General features: G+C 37.6%; 19 protein-coding genes. 12 read left to right on the top strand and 7 right to left on the bottom strand.

What is annotated here, in order from left to right; all coding sequences use genetic code 11:
- Window positions 1-51 precede the first annotated feature (51 nt).
- From FLEMA_RS0159025 to FLEMA_RS74830, 7 genes are all read left to right on the top strand, one after another.
- Window positions 52-558, top strand: a complete 507-nt coding sequence (locus FLEMA_RS0159025) for a YkgJ family cysteine cluster protein (protein ID WP_044173840.1) — start codon at window positions 52-54, stop codon at window positions 556-558.
- A 198-nt stretch (window positions 559-756) separates the two neighbouring features.
- A complete protein-coding gene (locus FLEMA_RS0159010) occupies window positions 757-1668 on the top strand; it encodes an ROK family protein (protein ID WP_026998009.1) in 912 nt (303 codons plus the stop codon).
- A gap of 242 nt (window positions 1669-1910) precedes the next feature.
- Window positions 1911-2147 carry an acyl carrier protein gene (locus tag FLEMA_RS0158995; protein ID WP_026998008.1) on the top strand — a complete coding sequence of 79 codons (237 nt, stop codon included), beginning with the start codon at window positions 1911-1913 and terminating at the stop codon, window positions 2145-2147.
- A 333-nt stretch (window positions 2148-2480) separates the two neighbouring features.
- A complete protein-coding gene (gene fabF, locus FLEMA_RS0158975) occupies window positions 2481-3728 on the top strand; it encodes a beta-ketoacyl-ACP synthase II (protein ID WP_026998007.1) in 1248 nt (415 codons plus the stop codon).
- A gap of 160 nt (window positions 3729-3888) precedes the next feature.
- Window positions 3889-4620 carry a ribonuclease III gene (gene rnc, locus FLEMA_RS0158960; protein ID WP_026998006.1) on the top strand — a complete coding sequence of 244 codons (732 nt, stop codon included), beginning with the start codon at window positions 3889-3891 and terminating at the stop codon, window positions 4618-4620.
- Between the two features lie 257 nt (window positions 4621-4877).
- Window positions 4878-6044 (top strand): DUF8457 domain-containing protein, encoded by a 1167-nt coding sequence (locus tag FLEMA_RS0158950; protein ID WP_026997423.1) that lies wholly within the window; start codon window positions 4878-4880, stop codon window positions 6042-6044.
- Between the two features lie 104 nt (window positions 6045-6148).
- Complete coding sequence (locus tag FLEMA_RS74830) at window positions 6149-8179, top strand: ComEA family DNA-binding protein (protein WP_044173838.1); 2031 nt, start codon at window positions 6149-6151, stop codon at window positions 8177-8179.
- Between the two features lie 229 nt (window positions 8180-8408).
- Here the strand turns inward: FLEMA_RS74830 and kdsA are convergent, their stop codons facing one another.
- Window positions 8409-9218: a 3-deoxy-8-phosphooctulonate synthase gene (kdsA, locus tag FLEMA_RS74825; protein WP_044173836.1), complete on the bottom strand. Its 810-nt coding sequence runs from the start codon at window positions 9216-9218 to the stop codon at window positions 8409-8411.
- Window positions 9219-9265: 47 nt separating this feature from the next.
- Window positions 9266-10285, bottom strand: coding sequence for a UDP-N-acetylmuramate dehydrogenase (gene murB / locus FLEMA_RS74820; RefSeq protein WP_044173834.1), 1020 nt, complete (start codon window positions 10283-10285; stop codon window positions 9266-9268).
- A gap of 163 nt (window positions 10286-10448) precedes the next feature.
- Between murB and FLEMA_RS74815 the strand changes: the two genes are divergently transcribed.
- On the top strand, window positions 10449-11030 hold the full coding sequence (locus FLEMA_RS74815; protein ID WP_052354313.1) for an SPOR domain-containing protein: 582 nt from the start codon (window positions 10449-10451) through the stop codon (window positions 11028-11030).
- Between the two features lie 109 nt (window positions 11031-11139).
- Window positions 11140-12204, top strand: a complete 1065-nt coding sequence (gene gmd / locus FLEMA_RS0158875; protein WP_026998005.1) for a GDP-mannose 4,6-dehydratase — start codon at window positions 11140-11142, stop codon at window positions 12202-12204.
- Window positions 12205-12255: 51 nt separating this feature from the next.
- Here the strand turns inward: gmd and FLEMA_RS74810 are convergent, their stop codons facing one another.
- Window positions 12256-13029, bottom strand: coding sequence for an amidohydrolase (locus tag FLEMA_RS74810; RefSeq protein ID WP_044175282.1), 774 nt, complete (start codon window positions 13027-13029; stop codon window positions 12256-12258).
- Window positions 13030-13332: 303 nt separating this feature from the next.
- On the opposite strand from FLEMA_RS74810, the gene FLEMA_RS0158845 reads away from it, so the two are divergent.
- Both FLEMA_RS0158845 and FLEMA_RS0158830 read left to right on the top strand, forming a co-directional pair.
- Window positions 13333-14316, top strand: a complete 984-nt coding sequence (locus tag FLEMA_RS0158845; protein WP_026998004.1) for a pyruvate dehydrogenase complex E1 component subunit beta — start codon at window positions 13333-13335, stop codon at window positions 14314-14316.
- 353 nt (window positions 14317-14669) lie between these two features.
- Window positions 14670-15590 carry a hypothetical protein gene (locus FLEMA_RS0158830; RefSeq protein ID WP_026997419.1) on the top strand — a complete coding sequence of 307 codons (921 nt, stop codon included), beginning with the start codon at window positions 14670-14672 and terminating at the stop codon, window positions 15588-15590.
- Between the two features lie 328 nt (window positions 15591-15918).
- On the opposite strand, the gene FLEMA_RS74805 is transcribed toward FLEMA_RS0158830, so the two are convergent.
- The 4 genes from FLEMA_RS74805 to FLEMA_RS74795 form a co-directional block, all read right to left on the bottom strand.
- Complete coding sequence (locus FLEMA_RS74805; protein ID WP_044173832.1) at window positions 15919-16563, bottom strand: NAD(P)-dependent oxidoreductase; 645 nt, start codon at window positions 16561-16563, stop codon at window positions 15919-15921.
- Window positions 16564-16621: 58 nt separating this feature from the next.
- Complete coding sequence (locus tag FLEMA_RS0158795) at window positions 16622-17032, bottom strand: Rrf2 family transcriptional regulator (protein ID WP_026997418.1); 411 nt, start codon at window positions 17030-17032, stop codon at window positions 16622-16624.
- A gap of 150 nt (window positions 17033-17182) precedes the next feature.
- Window positions 17183-18676, bottom strand: a complete 1494-nt coding sequence (locus FLEMA_RS74800; protein ID WP_044175279.1) for a Do family serine endopeptidase — start codon at window positions 18674-18676, stop codon at window positions 17183-17185.
- A gap of 329 nt (window positions 18677-19005) precedes the next feature.
- Window positions 19006-19470, bottom strand: a complete 465-nt coding sequence (locus tag FLEMA_RS74795) for an Hsp20/alpha crystallin family protein (protein ID WP_081681395.1) — start codon at window positions 19468-19470, stop codon at window positions 19006-19008.
- Window positions 19471-20049: 579 nt separating this feature from the next.
- Here FLEMA_RS74795 and FLEMA_RS0158725 point away from each other — a divergent pair.
- Entirely contained in the window at window positions 20050-20823 is a 774-nt protein-coding gene (locus FLEMA_RS0158725) for a porin family protein (RefSeq protein ID WP_026997414.1), read from the top strand.
- The last annotated feature ends 51 nt before the right edge of the window (window positions 20824-20874 follow it).

Below are 20874 nucleotides of genomic sequence, written 5' to 3'. Positions count from 1 at the left end.
TGCCATGAATTATTAGAATATTTGTAAATTTGCTATTCAATATTCATTTTCATGCCATATACGCAAGACAACATCAACGAGTTCAGGGAAGCAACACTGAATAAGTATCCAGAGAACAAAAAGTTTTTTGATAAAATAAAAGCTAAAAAAGTCAAAAATTTAGACGACCCATTTCATCAATTACACGATGAAGTGTTTGAGGAAGTAGACTGCCTAGCCTGTGCCAATTGCTGTAAAACCACAAGTCCAGTATTTACAGATACCGATATAGAGCGTATTGCCAAACACTTGAAAATGCGTCCTGTACAACTTATTGAAAAGTACTTACATTTAGACGAAGACAAAGATTATGTTCTTAATTCTTCGCCATGTACTTTTTTGGGAGCCGACAACTATTGTTCTATTTATGAAATTCGCCCCAAAGCCTGCCGTGAGTACCCACACACCGACCGCAAGAATATGGCAGGTATTATGAAGCTAACACTGGCTAATACAAAAGTATGTCCAGCCGTTTTTGAAATAGTAGAACGATTAAAAAAGACCAAAATAATAGGTTAAAAAAAGAACCAACCTGTATTATTTTACTGATTATAAGTTTTTTTCTTGAAAAAATAGATAAATTGGACAGTTATCGATCAGATACGAGCCGTTAGCGTTCCAAACTCCAAACTTTTGATGTATTTTTGGGCACAATTTTACAAAAGCATCCCAATTAACTAATCATAAATTTAACTTTCAAACTCACAAACTTAATAAATGGCTGCAGTTGAGTATTTAGGTATTGACATCGGTGGAACGAATGTAAAAATGGGCATCGTGAACTCCGAAACTGGTCACATTTCAAATTTTTACAGTCATGATAGCGTAAGCTGGCGTAAATCAGGTCATTTTGAAGACCGTTTGGCTGAGGCTATTGCACTCCAACTTCACGACCACAAGCATATCAAAAGAGTAGGTATTGGTTTGCCCGGCATGATAGACTCGACCCGCAGAACGCCAGTCGAAATCACAGCTATTCCAGAATTGGACTGGGTGCCATTGGTTGAAGTATTAGAAAAAAGATTTCCAGGCGTTAATTTCTACCTTGAAAACGATGCTAATGCTGCGGCATTGGGCGAGTTTTATTTTGGTGAAGAAAGAATCGACGAAAGTTATATATTCATTACTTTAGGTACAGGAGTAGGCGGTGCTGCTATTATCAACAAAAAGGTATTTACAGGAGGCCGTGGCAATGCTATGGAGCCAGGCCATACCCCATCGGCCAATGGTAAAGTACTAGAACGTAATATTGGCAAAAATGAATTGTTGGATTTGGCCAATACAATGCGTAAAGAATACGAAGGCGAAACACAACTTCCCGACGACGGTACTATCACTACAACAGGATTGGTAGCCGCCGCCGCAGATAACGACAAACTAGCATTACTTGTATTTGACAGAGTTGGCGAATTATTAGGCGAAAACCTTTGCCACTTAATTGCTATCCTAGACATCAACTTGGTATTGATTGGCGGAGGGCTTTCAGCTTCATTCGACTATATCTTGCCAGCCATGAAACGCAAGCTTAATCAATGGCTTACCAAGTACCATGTAAATGGGCTAACAATCAAGCGTGCAACCTTGGGTAATGACGCTGGTTTGTTAGGAGCAGCATCTTTATGTTTCTAATTTGACTTTTATTACATAAATTCGCCTTATAAATGCCCTTAAAAGGTAAATTTTAGGCATAAACTCTAATTTAATAATTAATCGGAAAGAAAAATTGGAAGTATAAATTAGAATAGTTTAGAAGTTTCTTTGAAAAGTCTAAAAAAACTAAATATAGCATTGGTGAACTGAAAAATAGTTTGATAATCTAATTTTAAATCATCATCTTTGCACCGTTTTTCTAACCAAAAATCGTTCTAAAAATGGCAGAAATTGCAGAAAAAGTAAAAAGCATTATCGTCGAGAAATTGGGCGTTGACGCAGCAGAAGTAACTCCAGAGGCTTCATTCACAAACGATTTGGGTGCAGACTCATTGGACACAGTTGAATTGATTATGGAATTCGAAAAAGAATTCAATGTATCTATTCCAGACGACCAAGCTGAGAACATTCAAACTGTTGGTCAGGCTATCTCATATCTCGAAGAAAATGTCAAGTAATTGAATTTTCGTAGTGTGCTAATTTGAGCATGGTAGTAGCCTTTTAGGCTTAAAATCATTGTTCGGGTTAGCACATTTTTTTGATGTTTTCAATTAAGGATACTTACGCTATGTTCTCGAAAATATACCTTGAATATAGATTTTTTATCACTTAATTAATATATTTCTTCATTAGATTTACAAAATCATCTATATTTGAAATTCAAGTGGGTAATGGTGGAAGTAAAAGATTATTAACAAGCGAATCTTTACGTTTATGGGAAGTCCATAACTTCAATGTCCATCCCTTGTTGTCTCCACTTTGGAATAGAACTTGAAACTCAACTTCGCCACATGAGCTTTAAACGAGTAGTAGTTACTGGTATAGGAGCATTGACTCCTATCGGAAATACAGCACCTGAGTACTGGGAAGGTCTCAAAAATGGTGTGAGTGGTAGTGATTATATCACTAAATTTGATGCGGAAAAGTTTCGTACTCGCTTTGCTTGCGAGATAAAAAATTTTGATGTAAACAACTTTATCCCTCGTCAGGAGGCTCGTAAAATGGATGCTTTCGCCCAATATGCTATTATTGCATCGGACGAAGCTATCAAAGATTCGGGTTTAGACTTGGAAAAAGTCGATAAAAACAAGATTGGCGTAATTTGGGGCTCTGGTATCGGAGGGCTTCGTACATTTGAAGATGAGTGCTTCAACTTTGCGAAAGGTGATGGTACACCTAAATTTAATCCTTTCTTCATTCCCAAAATGATTGCTGACTCGGCATCGGGGGTAATTTCAATTCGTCATGGATTCCGTGGTGTCAACTACGTTACGGTTTCGGCGTGTTCTTCGGCCAACAATGCCATTATCGATGCTTTCAATTATATCCGTTTAGGACGCTTGAAGGCTTGTGTAACTGGTGGCTCGGAAGCTCCCGTAACTATTGCTAGTGTGGGTGGCTTTACGGCTTTGCGTGCTATGTCTGAACGCAACGATGACCCTAAAACGGCTTCTCGCCCTTATGACAAAGACCGTGATGGCTTTGTGGTAGGTGAAGGCTCGGGGGCTTTGATCCTTGAAGAATATGAACACGCTGTAGCCAGAGGAGCAAAAATCTATGCAGAGATGATTGGTGGAGGTTTCTCTTCTGATGCTTACCATATTACAGCTCCGCACCCAGAAGGATTAGGTGCGTTGCTTTCTATGCAAGATGCGTTGGATGATGCCAATATCAAGCCTGAAGAAATTGATTATATCAATACTCATGGTACATCAACGCCACTTGGCGACCCTCAAGAGCTCAAAGCAATCGTAGAATTGTTTGGTGAGCATGCTTACAAACTTAATATTAGTTCAACAAAATCAATGACAGGACACCTTTTGGGTGGTGCTGGTGCTGTAGAAGCGGTGGCTTCTATCTTGGCAATGCAACACCAAATTGTACCTCCAACGATTAACCATTTTACCGAAGACCCTGCCGTTGATAATCGTCTGAACTTGACTTTGAACGTGGCTCAGGAACGTAAAATTGATGTTGTATTAAGTAATGGATTTGGTTTTGGTGGACACAATGCCACAGTTATTTTTAGAAAAATATAATTATCAAGACTGGTCTGTGAATCATACTTATTGAGTAAATGACTCAAGGACTATTATTCATTATAATAGTCCTTGCTATATCGCTGGTATAATTGATTCGGCTTTACTGATGTTCGTTTGCCTAATAGTGTTTTTTTCAGATTGCTCTTATTTCTAATATATGTTATCACCCATTTTAGATTTCTTTTCTAGCGACCCCAAAGATAAAAAGCTTAAAAAAGCTGTAGAACATATTATAGGCCAAAAACCTTCTAATCTGATGCTTTACAGACTGGCTTTTATGCACTCTTCTGTTTCAAAAGAAACGGTTGCAAAAGGATACAAAGAATCAAATGAACGCCTTGAATTTTTGGGAGACTCGGTTTTGGGAATGATAACAGCGGAATATTTATTCAAAAAATTTCCATTTAAAGATGAGGGCTTTTTAACAGAAATCCGCTCCAGAATGGTAAGCCGTGAATCGCTCAATGTGGTAGCTCGCAAAATTGGTATCGATAAACTCGTTGAATACGATGGCAATCGACGTACCGTTTTGGCTAGAACATCTATGTATGGCGATGCCCTTGAAGCTCTGATTGGAGCTATTTATCTCGACAAAGGTTTTAGATTTACCCGTAAGTTTATCATTAAGTCGATTCTAACCCAACACTTTGATATTGATTTGGTGGTTTCAAACAATCCTAACTTCAAATCATTGGTGATTGAATGGGCTCAACGTGAAGGTAAACAGATTAGATTCGATATTGCCGAAGAAGGTGCTAAGCATAATAAAGAATTTACTGCTACTATTTATGTTGATGACGACTCTTTTGCTGTTGGACAAGGGTATTCAAAAAAGAAAGCCGAGCAAACTGCCGCAATGAAAGCCTGCGAAAAACTTGATATTAGTTAATAGATTTATCTATCAAAAAAAAGACCTAAGCTCGACAATCCTGCTTGGGTCTTTTTTTTGATAGCCATCTCGGCGGTTTATCTCATAGATTACAGGGCTTTGGGGGGCTTTCGATAATTAATTCGTATTATTCCAAAGTCTTCATAATCTTTGGTGCAATATTTGCGTTCTAATTGATAAATTTACAATATTTTTCTCTATTATATTTTACCCCGTATTGGGGCTAATCGGCTAGTATCAAACCAAACCATTATAGCATGAAGTTAGACTTTCAGGCAATCGAACGCTACGCAAAACAGTATGCTGCCAAAGTTTGTGATGATTTTTTTAATAGAAATACTACTATTTCCGGTCAACAGATTATGAAATTGAGCAATGTTGCTCAGGTTAATACTTTTGTAATCAGCGACTTATATGAAAGTTGGAAATCAACCACCGAATCGTTCAAAAGCCCTTATTTCAACTTTGAGAACGAAGAGGTAAAACAGGCTCTTCAGTCATATATGAATACGGTTTCTCACCATATTTCGGTTGACCGCACCCATTTTGAACCAATCCTAGAACAATCTGTCAAAAATACGATTTGCCTATTGCTCGACCCTAGTAAGTATTTCGATGATTTTGTCAGAGATTCTCCCGACTTTACCTTAACTCGCGAACGTATCGATAAGCTGGCCAAATACACAAAAATCAATAGCGTTTTTGCTAAAGGTTTAAGAGAAAAACTAGGAGACGAACAAAAAGTATTTGTGACTACCGCTTTGGGGTGGCTCAACGACATTGCCATAAATACCGATTTTGAAAATCCCGATAAATACCTCGAAATGCTCAGAGCTACTGTAGCTTTTGAAAAAGATAGTTTTATCAAGAGAACCAAAGCAACAATACCGATTGATACCACTACAGGACAAGGCCCTCGCTTATCACAATCATTTTTTGATACCGACCCCGAAGCCGATGAAGAACCAGAAGTAGAAGAAGATGAACCACTGCCTACTGTAGCAGCAATTCAGGCTAAAATAGACAAAGAGGGAACGCCAGCAGACATTAAGTTGCCTACTTCTACCATAGGAAAATTAAAAGATACCTTTACCGATGAACTACCAACGGTAAATGACTTATTGAAAAAAGAGGTAATCGGACAAGGTGCAGCGTTGTCTGATATGGCATTTAATCGTCAAATCAAAAGTGTTGCTGATGCTATTAGTCTCAACCAAAAATTTATTTTTATTGGCAAATTATTTGAAGGTGATATCAATGCCTACAACAGAGCTTTGGATGAAATAGATTCATGTAAAAGCTATGCCGATGCCAAAAACCTGATGAATAAGGTTTTAGCTCCTAAATTCAATTGGATTTCGGCCGCCGAAGAAGCCAACGACTTTCTGGAAATCGTAGGACGCAAATTTCAGCACCACGTTTAGTCAAAAAATCATATTACATGAGAAGCGGAAGAAAAATCTTCCGCTTTTTTTGTCATAAATCATTCTATGTAAGTATATTAGCAGTAATTACTACACTAAAAAGAATGAAAAATCTAGCTACAACTATTTTACTATTAATCGCTATTGAGTCGAGTAATGCACAAATTGGCTCATTAGAAGATATTCTCGGAGTACCTACCGAGGCCATATCCGAGGATATGTACGAAAGTTTATTACAGAATTACCAAAATCCGCTCGACTTAAATACCCTTACCTTTGAGCAACTAACCTTATTGGGTATTTTATCTGAACGACAACTTAATGCTTTTTTCTCCTACCGTAGTCTTATTGGCAGTTTTGAGTCAATCTACGAGTTGCAAGTTATTCCAGATTTTGATCTACCTACTATTTACAGATTGCTACCTTTTGTATATTTGCCCAATAAAGCCTCATCGCTTGGGCAAGATATACAGCAAGCCAAACATTGGCTTATTCTTCGCTATGGGCAATATATAGAGCAAAAAAAGGGATTTACCCCGCCCGACACCAGATCGAAAGTACGCTATGAGGGCACTCCTTTCAGAACTTTGCTACGGTACAAATGGTATCATACCAAAAACCTTCAAGTAGGATTTACCCTTGAAAAAGATGAAGGCGAGCAATATATCACTGATTTTCAGTCGTTTCATATTCAAATTCAAAATAAAGGTATTCTAAAAAATCTTACCCTTGGCGATTTTACTTTACAAGTTGGACAAGGGCTTGTATCGGGAGCAGGGTTTTATTTGGGGAAAAGCTCCGAATCTGTGCTATTTACAAGAAGAAGTGATTTAGGAATTAGAGCCCATACCTCAAGCCTTGAAATGAACTTTTTTAGAGGAATAGCATCGTCTTTTCAGTGGGGAAAACTCCAAGCCACTGGCTTTTTTTCATCGACACTACGTGATGCCAATGTGGTTAGTTCTACCTCCGAGTCCTCGTCTTGGGTAAGCTCATTACAAACTTCGGGGCTACACCGTACCACCTCTGAAATAGCCGATAAGCATAGCCAAGGCGAACAGAATATTGGCTACGGTATGGCTTATTATTGGGCAGAAAAGAAAATTAAAATAGGAGTATTTGGGCTACATACACACTACCAATTGCCTTTGCTAAAAGCCGATAAGTTATATAATCAATATGAGTTTTCGGGCAACGATAACCTTTTACTCAGCCTAAATTATGCTTTTGCATTCAAAAACAATCATTTTTTTGGTGAAATAGCCCGTTCTTCGAGCGGTGGCATTGGTATGGTAGCTGGGATTATCTCAAGCCTAAACGCTAGGTTAGATATGTCGTTGCTTTTCAGAAAATATGATCCAAATTTTCATAGTTTTTATAGCAATTCTTTTGCCGAAAATAGTCGCAGTATCAACGAAACGGGGCTTTATTATGGCCTAAAATATACCTTTAACCGCCAATGGCAACTGAGCAGTTATTTCGACTATTTTTATTTTCCTTGGTACAAATATTTGGTTGACAAACCTCAAACGAATGGGTTTGAGTATTTAATTCGAGCAGCTTATCAACCCCAAAAAACTACAAAAATAACAGCACAATTGAGGTTAGAAAACAAAGAGGAAAATGTAAATATTCAACAGCAATACGAAGAAAAAGGAAAAATAAAAACCAAGAATATTACAGAAGTACGTCATCGTACTAGGGCAATATTCAGCACCTATTTGAGCCATAAAATAAATTATCATTTGTCACTTCAATCAAGAATATCTATGAGTACATATCAGTTTGAAGGGCTTAATTCAACCCATGGTATAGCACTAAGCCAAGATGCCAAATGGGATTTTGGGAAATTGGCCTTGGCTCTGAGAATAGCCTATTTCAATACCCAAGACTATGACAATCGCCAATATATGTACGAACAAGACATGATGTATGCCTTTTCGCTACCTGCCTATAATGGTGTTGGCTGGCGGCATTATGCTTTGATTTCATACCAAATCAATAAGAATTTGACGGCTTGGATAAGGTGGGCTAGAACAGATTTGACCAATGCAACGTCATTTGGAAGTGGCCTAGACGAAATTAATGCCCCACACAGGTCAGAAATAAAGGTGCAGCTAAGGGTACAATTTTAGGAATACTATTTTCTAGGAAAGAAAATATTGTGCTTATGAAGCGATTGAGGCTTAGGTTTATTAAATATAACGCTACCCAAAACCACAACTGTTGAATATACATCAGTTTTACCCATAAATATTTTCCTATTAGCTGGCAAATTGCCTCCCTAGCTAATAGGAAAACATAAAGATTTATTCGGATTCTGTTTTTAAGCAATCCGTACAGGCTTCATCATTGCTAATATGACTAAACAATAGCTTGTCTGATTTTAACCAATTTTTCCAATAAACCTTCCAGTTTGTCTAATGGAAGCATATTTGCTCCGTCCGACTTGGCAATAGATGGATTAGGGTGAGTTTCGATAAACAGACCATTTGCACCTACTGCAATTGCCGCTTTAGCAATCGTTTCTATCAACTGAGGCTTTCCACCTGTAACACCCGATCCTTGATTAGGTTGTTGCAGCGAATGCGTACAGTCCATTACCACAGGTACGCCTATTGCTTGCATTTCTGGAATGTTACGGTAATCCACTACCAAATCGCCATACCCAAAAGAGTTACCTCTATCTGTTAAAAATACAGTAGCTTCAGGGTTTTCAAAAAGAATTTTCTCGACAGCAAAAGCCATCGACGGCCCCGACATAAACTGTCCTTTTTTGATATTTACGGCTTTTCCTGTTTGGGCTGCTGCCGCTAACAAATCGGTTTGGCGGCATAAAAATGCAGGAATTTGTAATACATCTACATATTTGGCAGCCATAGCGGCCTCGTCCGACTCGTGGATGTCCGTTACTGTTGGTAAATCATAATATTCGCCTACTTCTTTCAATATTTCCAAAGCAGGAATATCGCCAATACCAGTAAACGAATTGAGTTTGGTACGATTGGCCTTACGGTACGAACCTTTGAAAATATAAGGAATACCAAATTGGTCGGTAATAGTTTTTACTTTTTCTGCAATTTCAAAAGCTAAGTCACGGTTTTCGATAGCACAGCTACCAGCCATTAAAAAGAAATTGTTTTTGTCTAAGTTTTTTAACTTGGGAATATTCATTATCAATGAGTCTTATGTTTTGCTTATATATTATCAATCCAAAAAGGCTAAATAAAATTCACTTCGGGGTGAAGTAAAATACCAAATTTTTCAAATACCGAGGCTTGAATTTTTTCGGAAAGAGCCTTGATGTCATTGCCCTTACCTCCACCATAGTTTACTAGTACTAAAGCCTGCTTGGCATGAACCCCAATGTGGCCATCTTTGAAGCCCTTCCAACCAGCTTGTTCTATCAGCCAGCCTGCTGGTACTTTGATAAGAGCGGGGGTTATACTAGGAAACGATACCATAGCAGGAAAACGTTCTTTGAGAGCTTGAAACTGAGCAATAGGTATTTCAGGATTTTTAAAGAAACTTCCCGAATTACCAATTTCGGCAGGATTCGGCAATTTACTTTGGCGAATATGAATTACCGCATCGCTAATAGCTTTGATACTGAGTTGCTGAACTCCCATTTCGGCAATGGTATCTTTGATAGCACCATATTCAATATGAAAATTAGGCGTTTTGTTCAAGCGAAATGTTACCGAAAGAATAACATATTGGTTTTTATAGATATGCTTAAATACACTTTCACGATAACCAAATTGGCAATCATCGAGAGCAAACTTTTCTATTTGTAAAGTACTTAAATTCAAGGCTTCTAGCTCGTCAAATACATCTTTTATTTCGACACCATACGCCCCGATATTTTGCATAGGAGCCGCCCCTACTGTACCCGGAATCAAAGAGAGGTTTTCGACCCCAGCCCAATTTTGAGCAATACAATGTAGCACAAAATTATGCCAAACAACTCCAGCACCAGCTTTCAACCATACATGCAACTCGTTTTCTTGCTGTTTTTCAATACCTTGCAAATTGATTTTGATGACAATTCCCTCAAAATCTTTGGTCAATAAAATATTACTTCCTCCACCCAAAAACAGTCGTGGTAAATTTTGGAATGTATTATCTTTGAGAACTGTAACCAATTGTTCGAGTGTATTCACTTCAACAAAATACCTTGCAGTAGCCTGTAAACCAAAAGTATTATAAGGTTGTAAAGAAATGTTTTCTTGAATCTCCATTGAAAAGCTTTGACTGATGAAAAGTTGATAGTACTAAAAATGCTATTTAAACCGTCAACAAAGGTACAATGAGTAAAGGGCTTTTCAATTATTTTGTAAAAATTGTATCTTTGGCGAGTGCTTGTCTTTATATTGAAGACATGAAATTTTTTAGAACAATATCATGAAACAGTTGCACGTAACTTCATATATCTTTTTGTTGATGCTGGTGGTGTCGGCTTGTTCGCCACAGCTAACCAGTAATACTAGCACCAAAACTAGCAGTACCAAAGACAAAATAAATGAAAATACCCAGCATGTAGAGCCTTACTTAGACGAAAAATTAGCTCATTATCGACCTAAATTTAACGATACCGAAGAAATTGCTACAACTACTAAAAACCATCAAAAGGTTAATTTTGATAGCCGAGATATTCCTTTGCATATTAATAAAAAACTCGATCCCATTTTGGATACTATTGCTATGCGAAACCGCAATATCAAATTTGTCAATGGTTTTAGGATACAAATTTATGTAGGCAATGACCGAAAAGCCGCCGACGATGCTAAAGTGTACACTTATCAATCGTTTCCCGAAATATACCCCTACTTGATATACCAGCAACCTATGTACAAAGTCAAAATAGGCGATTTTCTCAATAGAATGGATGCGGAAAGGTATTTTACGAGTATCAAAGATGTATATCCTGCAGCAATGATTCTGCCCGACAAAGTAGAAATCAAAAAGGGGATGTTGGTAAAATGATTCAATAGAAGCAATAGATATATTTGAGTTTAGGTTGGAGATTTCTTAATTTTGTCAAATGTATCAATGACAAATACGACCTTTAATATTACGATTTTACAATTTATAAATGAAAAAAGCCCTTATAACTGGTATAACAGGACAAGATGGAGCCTATTTGGCGGAGCTACTCCTATCAAAAGGTTACGAAGTACATGGTATCAAACGCCGTAGTTCATTAATCAATACCCAAAGAATAGACCATCTTTACGAAGATTTACACGAAAGCGGTGTAAAGTTTATTCTACACTATGGAGATTTAAGTGATTCTACCAATATCATTCGTATTATTCAAGAAGTACAACCCGACGAAATTTATAACCTCGGGGCGATGTCGCACGTGAAGGTTTCTTTCGACGAACCCGAATATACGGCTCAGGTTGATGGTATCGGTACACTAAGAATCTTAGAAGCTGTTCGATTGCTTGGTTTAACCGAAAAAACCAAAATATACCAAGCTTCTACATCCGAGCTTTATGGCTTGGTACAGGAAGTTCCACAATCGGAAACAACCCCTTTTTACCCTCGCTCGCCGTATGCTGTCGCTAAATTGTATGGTTACTGGATTACCGTTAATTACCGTGAAGCATACAATATGTTTGCCGTAAATGGTATCTTGTTTAACCACGAGTCGCCTTTAAGAGGTGAAACTTTCGTAACTCGTAAAATAACAAGAGCTGTGGCTCAAATTGCCCTCCAACAACAAGAAAAGCTTTATTTGGGGAATCTCGACGCTCAGCGTGACTGGGGGCATGCCAAAGATTACGTAGAAGCTATGTGGTTGATTTTGCAACAAGACAAACCCGAAGACTATGTAATAGCTACTGGTGTAACTACACGTGTCAGAGAATTTGTGAGAATGGCTTTTGCGTTTGTAGGAATTGAAATTGAATTTAAAGGCGAAGGTGTCGACGAAATCGGTGTGGTAAAGGCTTGTAATAATCCTGCCTACCAAATCGAAATAGGTAAGGAAGTAGTGGCTGTAGACCCCCGTTATTTCCGTCCAACCGAGGTAGAATTGTTGATTGGAGACCCCACCAAATCACAAACAAAACTGGGCTGGAAACCTAAATATGACCTCAATGCCCTTGTCGACGATATGATGCAAGCAGACGTAGCTTTATTTAGTAAGTAATAATAATATTTTTTGAACCCTGCCAATGTTAGCCATTGGCAGGGTTCTTCGTTATTGTATCACAAAGGAATCGGCATCTAAATAGGCTGGAAATTGTATTCTGAAATTCACTAAATCTTGCTTCGACAAAACAACAGTATGCACCTCCTCTTGGTCTTTCTGGTAATACAGGTACTCTCCTTTATAATTAATCGCAGCCGAATCGCCCGAAAACGCATAATCCTTGCCATCCGTCCCTACACGATTTACCCCTATTGTATAACTCTGATTTTCGATAGCACGTGCTAGCAAAAGGGTGTTCCAAGGGTGCGAGCGTGCCGCTGGCCAGTTAGCTACATATATCAACACATCGTAAGCCTGGTTAACATTGCGAGCCCACACAGGAAAACGCAAGTCATAACAAATCAAAGGACAGATTTTCCAGCCTTTCAGTTCAGTAATCAATCGGCTATTTCCTTCTGTAAAATACAGATGCTCTTCCCCCATCCTAAACAAGTGTCGTTTGTCGTAATACTGGTAATTACCATCGGGTTGCATCCAAATAAGGCGGTTGAAGTTTTTACCATTTTCATGAATCATAACACTTCCCAACACCACAGCCTTTGTTTGTTTGGCCTGCTGTTTCATCCATTTGAATGTAGTAAAATTCATAGGCTCGGCCACTTGTGTATTCATCGTAAATCCCGTACTAAACATTTCGGGCAAAACAATCAAATCGGTAGGAGTTGTAATCTGAGCGATTTTTTCCTCGAACATGGCCAAATTAGCCGTAGGGTTTTCCCAGTATAATGCGGATTGAATTAGAGTGACAGACAGGTCTTGCATAATAAACATATATTTTTTTCAAAAATACTTAATTTGTTTATCTTCATTGTCGCAGAAAGTCATAAAGAGCTTATTGTAACTAAAAAAAGGTACTACATCACAAAAAGTAAGCCAAACCTTGAAAAATAAACAGGCAAATTTCGGCTATTTACACAAACTTGATCAATGTTGTGGGTTTAGTTGAAAAACTATGTTGTCAGTTCAAATATTCTTGCCTAATTTTACACTCAATTTATAATGAGATATTAAATATCTAACTTTTAACGCATAGCGTCCTAAATATCCTAGAATTATCTTAAACAAATGAGAGAAATACAATTCAGAGAGGCTCTTCGTGAAGCCATGAACGAAGAAATGCGTCGTGACCAATCGGTATTTTTATTGGGTGAAGAAGTAGCCGAATACAATGGTGCTTACAAAGTATCGCAAGGTATGTTGGACGAATTTGGTCCAGACCGTGTAATTGACACACCAATCGCCGAATTGGGATTTGCGGGTATTGCAGTAGGTGCGGCAGCCAATGGCCTTCGTCCTATCGTAGAATTCATGACTTTCAACTTCTCATTAGTAGCAATTGACCAAGTGATCAACTCTGCTGCCAAAATGATGTCAATGTCTGGTGGTCAGTATTCTTGTCCAATCGTTTTCCGTGGCCCAACAGGAAATGCTGGTCAATTATCATCACAACACTCTTCAAACTTTGAAAACTGGTTTGCTAACACGCCAGGTTTGAAAGTAGTAGTTCCATCAAACCCTGCCGATGCAAAAGGTTTGTTGAAAGCCTCTATCCGTGATAATGACCCAGTTATCTTCATGGAATCTGAATTGATGTACGGAGACAAAGGGCTTGTGCCAGATGGCGAATACCTTACTCCTATTGGCAAAGCTAGTATTGTTAAAGAAGGAACTGATGTTACGATTGTTACTTTTGGAAAAATGCTTTCTCGTGTAGTAATGCCTGCAGTAGCAGAATTAACTAAACTAGGTATCAATGCCGAAGTAATTGACCTTAGAACAGTACGTCCTATCGACTACGAAACAGTATTAGCTTCAGTAAAAAGAACCAACCGTTGTGTGGTAGTAGAAGAAGCAAATCCAATTGCTGCACTTTCTTCTGAAATTGCCTACAATGTTCAGCGTTGGGCATTTGATTATTTGGATGCTCCGGTTATTCGTGTTAACTCGAAAGACCTTCCATTACCTTATGCTCCAACCCTTATCGATGCTATTTTGCCAAGTGTACAGCGTACAGTTGAAGCTGTAAAAGCCGTACTTTACAAAAACTAATCTTTTTTTTTCGTAAAAAGCCCAACAATAAAATGTTGGGCTTTTTTTTTGTTTTTTTATATTTCACTCTTTTATTTATCTCACCTATAAACTTCGCTTATCATTATTTTTCGTGCATTCTTCACAATTTACATCTTTTAGCCTGAAAAGCTATGTATTTCACTTTCATGGGGTTATGAGAAAAGTGCAAAAAATTCATAACGTTTTTTAAACAATCATACCTTTTTTTATTCAATAATGTATTGTTTTATTGGTTTTTATCTACTATTTTAGAATAAGAGAAAACGAAAAGGGGCTTTTCCATTTCTGTTTCTCTTGTAAGCAGGCTATTATATAATAAACACATCTCAAATATGAAATCGAACTTATACTTTATTTTTTTGTTTTCTTTTGCTTTCTTATTTATGCAATGTAGTGAAGACAAACTCATGGAAGCAGTAACTCCTAAGTCGCATGTTGAAAACTTTAGAGTTTCATCCGACAATCTATATCGAGGTGTGTATTTAGATAGTTTAAAGTATATTGTTGGAAATGAACAATTAGAAAATAATATGCTGGCTTGGTGCCAATACAATAATTTTAAAACACTCACTTGCTACGACCTTTATACACTGTTGGCCTATTCGTCGGGGTATTCTAAAATGGCAGCCTTTATCAGAAAAGCTCGCACTCAATACGGTATCGAAACTATTACGGCTTGTATGGCCTCGGCTGGAGCTTTTACAGGACTTGTCAATAATTATAACGCTAGTAGAACCGACCCTATCGAAAAATTTAATTATTCCAACCTTGAGCTTGAATGGTGGAATAAAGCCAGTACTTTCAAAAATTATATCAAGCAATTACAGGGCATAAAAGCCTGGGGCGATAGCCAAAACCCACGTATTCCTACAGAAGAATATATGGGCTGGTTCAAAAATCCCAACAATCAGGACTCAACACAAGCGGCAGGTTTGGTAGAAAACTCTGATAGAATTATGGTACATGCCTACCAAACAATTCCTTCTTTGAGCTACATGAAAGACCGCCTAAAATGGATAGGAAAGGCTGCTCAAGCCCAAAATAAGGTAATGCCTATTATTCTTTTGTTTAGTGCCGAACAAGCCTACTCATTCAATTATTTTACGCTTAATTCTTTCGACCAAACTTTCAATATGATCTTAAATCAATATGACTTATCGAGTTTTCCTGGCAAAGAAAACCTTGAAATCATTGGTTATCAAATATTTGCACAGTCGGATGCACGACAAGCCCAACCTATGACTGTACAGTAACACACGATTTACCTTAACTAATATGACATTAAACATGAGCCATCCCAAATTGAGTGAATGGTGATGGAGCGAATGAGTGATTATTTTTGAATATGATTTTCACTCGTAGAGATACAATGCTTTGAAATTAAATATGCCAAAGGCGTTCGAAATTAGTTTTTCGAACGCCTTTGGCATGAATAGCCCCTAAATTTCTATCATTTGAGCAATTGGTAAGCCTCTTCAATGTTCTCTTAACGACCTGATGAATCCCGACAAGCACAAATAGGAGATCTCTATTTTAAATTATCCCATAATTGGTAATGACCATGTTTTCGCTAATAAGCTATTAGTACGCTACAGTAAAACGTTGACGGATAAACTGTCCTTTTTCTAATTCATCTACAAAAGCCACAGCCAAATCTTCAACTGAAATAGTACTTTCTCCTTTTTCGTTAAAGAATAATTGGTCGCCGCCAAGTCTAAAAGTTCCTGTACGCTCACCCGGAACAAGCATAATAGCAGGACTCAAAAATGTCCAATCTAATTCTGTTTCTTGGCGAATAATCGTCAAATAATCACGTGCTCCTAATGCTCCAGCTTTCCACGCTTCAGGAAACTCTGGGGTATCTACCAATTGTACCCCCGGAGCAACCTCTAAGCTACCAGCTCCACCAATTACCAACAAACGCTTTACTCCTGCGGCTTTTACGCCTGCCTGAATTGCCTGAAAACCTTTAAGCGATTCGTCATAGATATTGGGGTTTTCCCAGCCTGGGTTATATGCCGACAATACAGCATCTACACCTTTAATTAGTTCAACAAACGATTCTGTGTGATTGACATCACCTTTGACAATGGTTAAATTGGGGGCTTCGGTAGTAATTTTTTCTGGATGGCGAACAATTGCCAATACTTCATAACCACGGCTTAGTGCCTCTTTTAATACGGCCGAGCCAACAAATCCTGAGGCTCCAATTACTGCTACTTTCATATTTTTGGTTTTTATTTTAAATCTGTAACAAAAAACATTACAGATTGGTACAAAAAAATTAATTGAACTTATTTAAGAAATCAGCCAGTGTAATTTCGCCCAATCTGCTTAGCATTGCCAATTCGGCTTCATCAAATAAATCATTGAGGTGCTGATTGATTTGTCTACCAATAGGGCAATTAGGATTAGGTTGATTATTGAGCTGACCTAATAACGACGATTGACGCACCGCTTTATATACTTCCGAAAGCTGAATTTGGGTAGCAGGCTTGGCCAGATAACTTCCTCCATTTTTACCTTCCTTACTTTCGATAAAGCCAAATTTTCTTAGATTGGCTAATTCTTTTCTTACCAATACAGGATTGATATTAATCCCACTAGCCAAAAACTCGGAAGTTAATAATTCACCCCCTGAACTAGCTAACAAGGTAAGAATATGAAGTGATATGGAAAATTTTGCACTATTCAATCTGTAACTATTTTTATTACAGTACAAATATACTATATGATTATTAACAACTCAAACTTTTTTATATTTTTTGTAAAAAACAAGCATTCAATAAAAAAGCCCTACTCGCTAAAAGCAAGTAGGGCTGTATAAATCAATCAGTTAATTCTATTAAAGTACTACTACATAGAAATAGCGAGTACCGCTTAAATCAAGGCCTTCAATTTTGACACGTCCTTTGCGGTTTTGGAGCAAATCGTTGGCTTCTTTAGCATCTTTTACAGCTTTATCATCTATTTTAGAGATAATTAAGCCTTTTTCGATACCCTGATAACCCAAACGGCCTTCAGGATTTACTTCTGTTAGCTTTACACCACCTGTCAATTTTAATTTAGACTTCTCGGCTTCTGTTAAATTAGCAATTGTAGCTCCTAGGTATTCGCTTGTGATTACTGCAGCAGTAGCTTCTCCTTTTACGATATTGGTATTTCCGTCTTTATTTTTCAAAACAACATTGAAATCTTTCAATGTTCCGTCACGGTTCACAGTTACAACTACTGTTTCGCCTGGACGTTTACGACCTACCAATTCCATCAATTTAGATGAAGATTTGGTTTCGACACCATCTACTTTAACAATTACGTCGTTTACTTTTAAGCCCGCAGCTTGAGCCGAACTACTTCCTGCAAAACCACTTACATAAACACCTTCATTTACTTTTAAGTCTTTTTCTTCTGCTACCTTAGCCGAAACATCAATGATGCTTACACCCAAATACCCTCTTTGTACATTACCATATTTAATCAAATCGGCCGATACTTTTTTCACAATACTTACTGGTACAGCAAACGAATACCCTGCAAATTGACCTGTACGGCTATAAATAGCAGTATTAATACCAATCAACTCACCTTTGAGATTAACCAAAGCACCACCCGAATTACCTGGGTTTACGGCTGCATCTGTTTGAATAAATGATTCGAGCGGGCTTACGCCTTCTTTGTCACGGTCAATAATATTTTGACGACCTTTTGCCGAAACAATACCAGCCGTCACTGTTGATTCTAGGTTGAATGGGTTACCTACAGCCAAAACCCACTCGCCTACACGAAGTGCATCGGAGTCACCAAAAGTTAAAAATGGTAAACCACTGGCTTTTACCTGAATTACAGCAATATCGGTAGAAGGGTCGGTACTGATAACCTTTGCCTTCAATTCACGTTTGTCGTTCAAAATTACCGAAACCTCATCGGCATCTTGTACTACGTGGTTGTTGGTTACGATATAGCCATCGGCACTAATAATTACACCCGAACCCGACGCTTCTTGTGCTTCTGGCTGACGACGGCGACCACCGCCACCAAAATCGCCAAAACCTCCAAAGAAATCTTCAAAAGGGTCTATCATCTGACGACTAACTTGGCGTGTCATTTTGGTTTTGATATGAACTACAGCTGGCGTAGCTTTTTCAGCTGCAAAGGTAAATTCACTCAATGAACCAGCAGGAGCACCACTGCGGTCAGACACCATTCGTGTAAAGGCCGATGGGGTATCTGAAAAAACGGCATCGGACGATGACTTTTCTAAGAATAGCTTATATGCTCCGAGCGTAGTCGCACTACTCAAAGCTCCGACGATTGCTAGTGATTTTAAATTATTTTTCATTTCCATTGTTAAAAATATTTAATGTGAATGGAGTGGTTTTACATTTTTCAAGCTTTCTATTCCTGATAAATGTACCCTTAAATTTTAATGGATTGTTTACAATTTTTGTTTAGTGATTAATTTTCTTTCACTATGCTAATTTAACGCAAAATCCACTTTTGAGGTGCATAAACCTACTGCTTTTTAACAAATTTTAAGAATTAAATACTTTCAAATCTTTCTATGCCAATACTTTAGATATATCTTTTTTCAAGCAATTAGGGAATATAGCTCAATTTTCAAGTTTTTTGAAAATCGGAGCTATATTCCCTAAATACACGCAAACCAGCTTACAATACTGCTATCTCTTTCACGGCTGGTTTAAGCTCTTCTTTTTTGGGTAAGCCAATTTGAAGGATACCGTCGATATAAGAAGCTTCGATTTTTTCACCATCTACATTTTTGGGTAATGTAAAGGTGCGCTGGAAGCCCGCATAATTGAACTCTTGACGAGTATATTTTTCTGTTTTTTCTTCGGTATTTTGTGTTTGATTGGCCGAAATCGTCAAGCGGTTTTCGTGAAGACTTACTTTAAAATCTTCTTTTTTCAAACCTGGAGCAGCCACATCTATCTGAAAACTGTTTTCGGTTTCTTTGACATTTACTGCTGGAATATTGTTATAAAATGCGTTGTTGAATTGTGCTTTAGGTATCATGGTATCAAATTGTTTAAAAAGGTTATTGATTTCGTTGTTGAATGATGCTCTGTTTGCTACTGATGGTCTTACAAATGGATTTAATTTTACGAATGTCATGGCTTTATCTTGTTTTATTGTTACAACTTGAAAAATCTATTTTGAACACTTTGTTGGTTGTATGCGAAGAATTGAAAATTTCAGATGTCGGATTCATAAACCTTTTTCTACATGAAGAATAAAGCCTATTTAAGCATATTCCAAAATCTGATATAATCTCAATATTTTTGTACACTTCCATCACTTTGTGTTATGCCTATATTTTAACAAGTTCTGTACCACTCCAAAAAATAAAGACAAAATGTCACTTTTTGGACAAATAAGCATGAATTTGCACGACAAATTGTCATAAAAAATCATATTACATTCAAATAAGCAACATAAAATGTCATTATTCAGGAAGAAATGGAAGTAGCTTGGCAAATCGTGTATAAAGCGTAAGACATTATTTAGAAAATGGATAAATAATGATAAAAATCTATCTTGGATATTTAATTTTGTGGTTGCTTAATCTGAAGACAAAATAATATCGTAATTTAGAGTAAAACTAAAGGGTATGGAATAGGCATATTCCACTTTAAGTATCAGGCAATGAGCTATCCTTACAATTTGTAAAACCGAACTTAAAAAACTTAAAAAATGAACAAACTTTTATATGTTGCCTGTATCATTGCGGGTGTTCATGGCTCTGCTTTTGCTCAGCAAAACAAAGCAAAAACACCAACAAGTAATACCAGCAAAGTACAAACTGCCCCCAGTACTACTGTTGACCCGCCAACTTCCAATACAACTGTTAAGCAATCAACTGGGCCTTTGGGCAATACCGAAAAACGGCCTTCGACTTATCAGTGGAAATCTCAAAATATAAGACAAAATTATGATAATCAAGGAATTATATGGGGTATCCGAGCAGCTATTGCCCAAGTAATTACCTTAGAAAATGAAGGTTCTAAAATCGTCCCTTCGTATGAAGTAGGAATATTGGCCAATATTCCCTTAGCAACACAATCTGCAATTCAGGCAGAGTTACTCTACCTCCAACGCTCAACCAAATATGACTTAACAAGCAATATGAACACCCAAATCGGGAATCGTATACTGAGTTTACCTATCTTGTATCAATACAGTTGGGGCGGCAGTAATATGCCATTTTTTGTTAATGTGGGGCCATATATCTCATATCTTTTGAGCGTAAACCGAAAATTGATAGAGCCTAACAAAACTACCTCCGAATCTATTGATTTAACTGATTTTTCATTTAGCAACCGCCTAGAAGCAGGTATTGGAGCAGGATTTGGAGCAAATATCACTAGCAATATTACGGCCGAATTGAGGGGGTATTATAATATCAAAAAACTAGAAGGAGCTTCACGAGCGGCTACAGTGAGCTTGGGAGTGGGCTATTTATTTTAGTATTATATAGTATTTGTATAGTAAGAGTCCCAAGGTGTATACAAACACTTT

Source organism: Flectobacillus major DSM 103 (assembly GCF_000427405.1).
GTDB lineage: Bacteria > Bacteroidota > Bacteroidia > Cytophagales > Spirosomataceae > Flectobacillus > Flectobacillus major.
Note: the sequence above shows the minus strand (reverse complement) of the source record. Positions and strands in the feature narration are given on the sequence as shown.

Coding starts and splice junctions, on each gene's coding strand:
- FLEMA_RS74800 (WP_044175279.1), bottom strand. CDS start 18,676: ATGAAAAATAATTTAAAATCACTAGCAATCGTCGGAGCTTTGAGTAGT.
- FLEMA_RS0158845 (WP_026998004.1), top strand. CDS start 13,333: ATGAGAGAAATACAATTCAGAGAGGCTCTTCGTGAAGCCATGAACGAA.
- FLEMA_RS0158725 (WP_026997414.1), top strand. CDS start 20,050: ATGAACAAACTTTTATATGTTGCCTGTATCATTGCGGGTGTTCATGGC.
- FLEMA_RS74830 (WP_044173838.1), top strand. CDS start 6,149: ATGAAAAATCTAGCTACAACTATTTTACTATTAATCGCTATTGAGTCG.
- murB (WP_044173834.1), bottom strand. CDS start 10,285: ATGGAGATTCAAGAAAACATTTCTTTACAACCTTATAATACTTTTGGT.
- FLEMA_RS0159025 (WP_044173840.1), top strand. CDS start 52: ATGCCATATACGCAAGACAACATCAACGAGTTCAGGGAAGCAACACTG.
- FLEMA_RS0158830 (WP_026997419.1), top strand. CDS start 14,670: ATGAAATCGAACTTATACTTTATTTTTTTGTTTTCTTTTGCTTTCTTA.
- FLEMA_RS74810 (WP_044175282.1), bottom strand. CDS start 13,029: ATGCAAGACCTGTCTGTCACTCTAATTCAATCCGCATTATACTGGGAA.
- fabF (WP_026998007.1), top strand. CDS start 2,481: ATGAGCTTTAAACGAGTAGTAGTTACTGGTATAGGAGCATTGACTCCT.
- FLEMA_RS74795 (WP_081681395.1), bottom strand. CDS start 19,470: ATGACATTCGTAAAATTAAATCCATTTGTAAGACCATCAGTAGCAAAC.
- FLEMA_RS0158995 (WP_026998008.1), top strand. CDS start 1,911: ATGGCAGAAATTGCAGAAAAAGTAAAAAGCATTATCGTCGAGAAATTG.
- FLEMA_RS0158950 (WP_026997423.1), top strand. CDS start 4,878: ATGAAGTTAGACTTTCAGGCAATCGAACGCTACGCAAAACAGTATGCT.
- FLEMA_RS74805 (WP_044173832.1), bottom strand. CDS start 16,563: ATGAAAGTAGCAGTAATTGGAGCCTCAGGATTTGTTGGCTCGGCCGTA.
- kdsA (WP_044173836.1), bottom strand. CDS start 9,218: ATGAATATTCCCAAGTTAAAAAACTTAGACAAAAACAATTTCTTTTTA.
- gmd (WP_026998005.1), top strand. CDS start 11,140: ATGAAAAAAGCCCTTATAACTGGTATAACAGGACAAGATGGAGCCTAT.
- rnc (WP_026998006.1), top strand. CDS start 3,889: ATGTTATCACCCATTTTAGATTTCTTTTCTAGCGACCCCAAAGATAAA.
- FLEMA_RS74815 (WP_052354313.1), top strand. CDS start 10,449: ATGAAACAGTTGCACGTAACTTCATATATCTTTTTGTTGATGCTGGTG.
- FLEMA_RS0159010 (WP_026998009.1), top strand. CDS start 757: ATGGCTGCAGTTGAGTATTTAGGTATTGACATCGGTGGAACGAATGTA.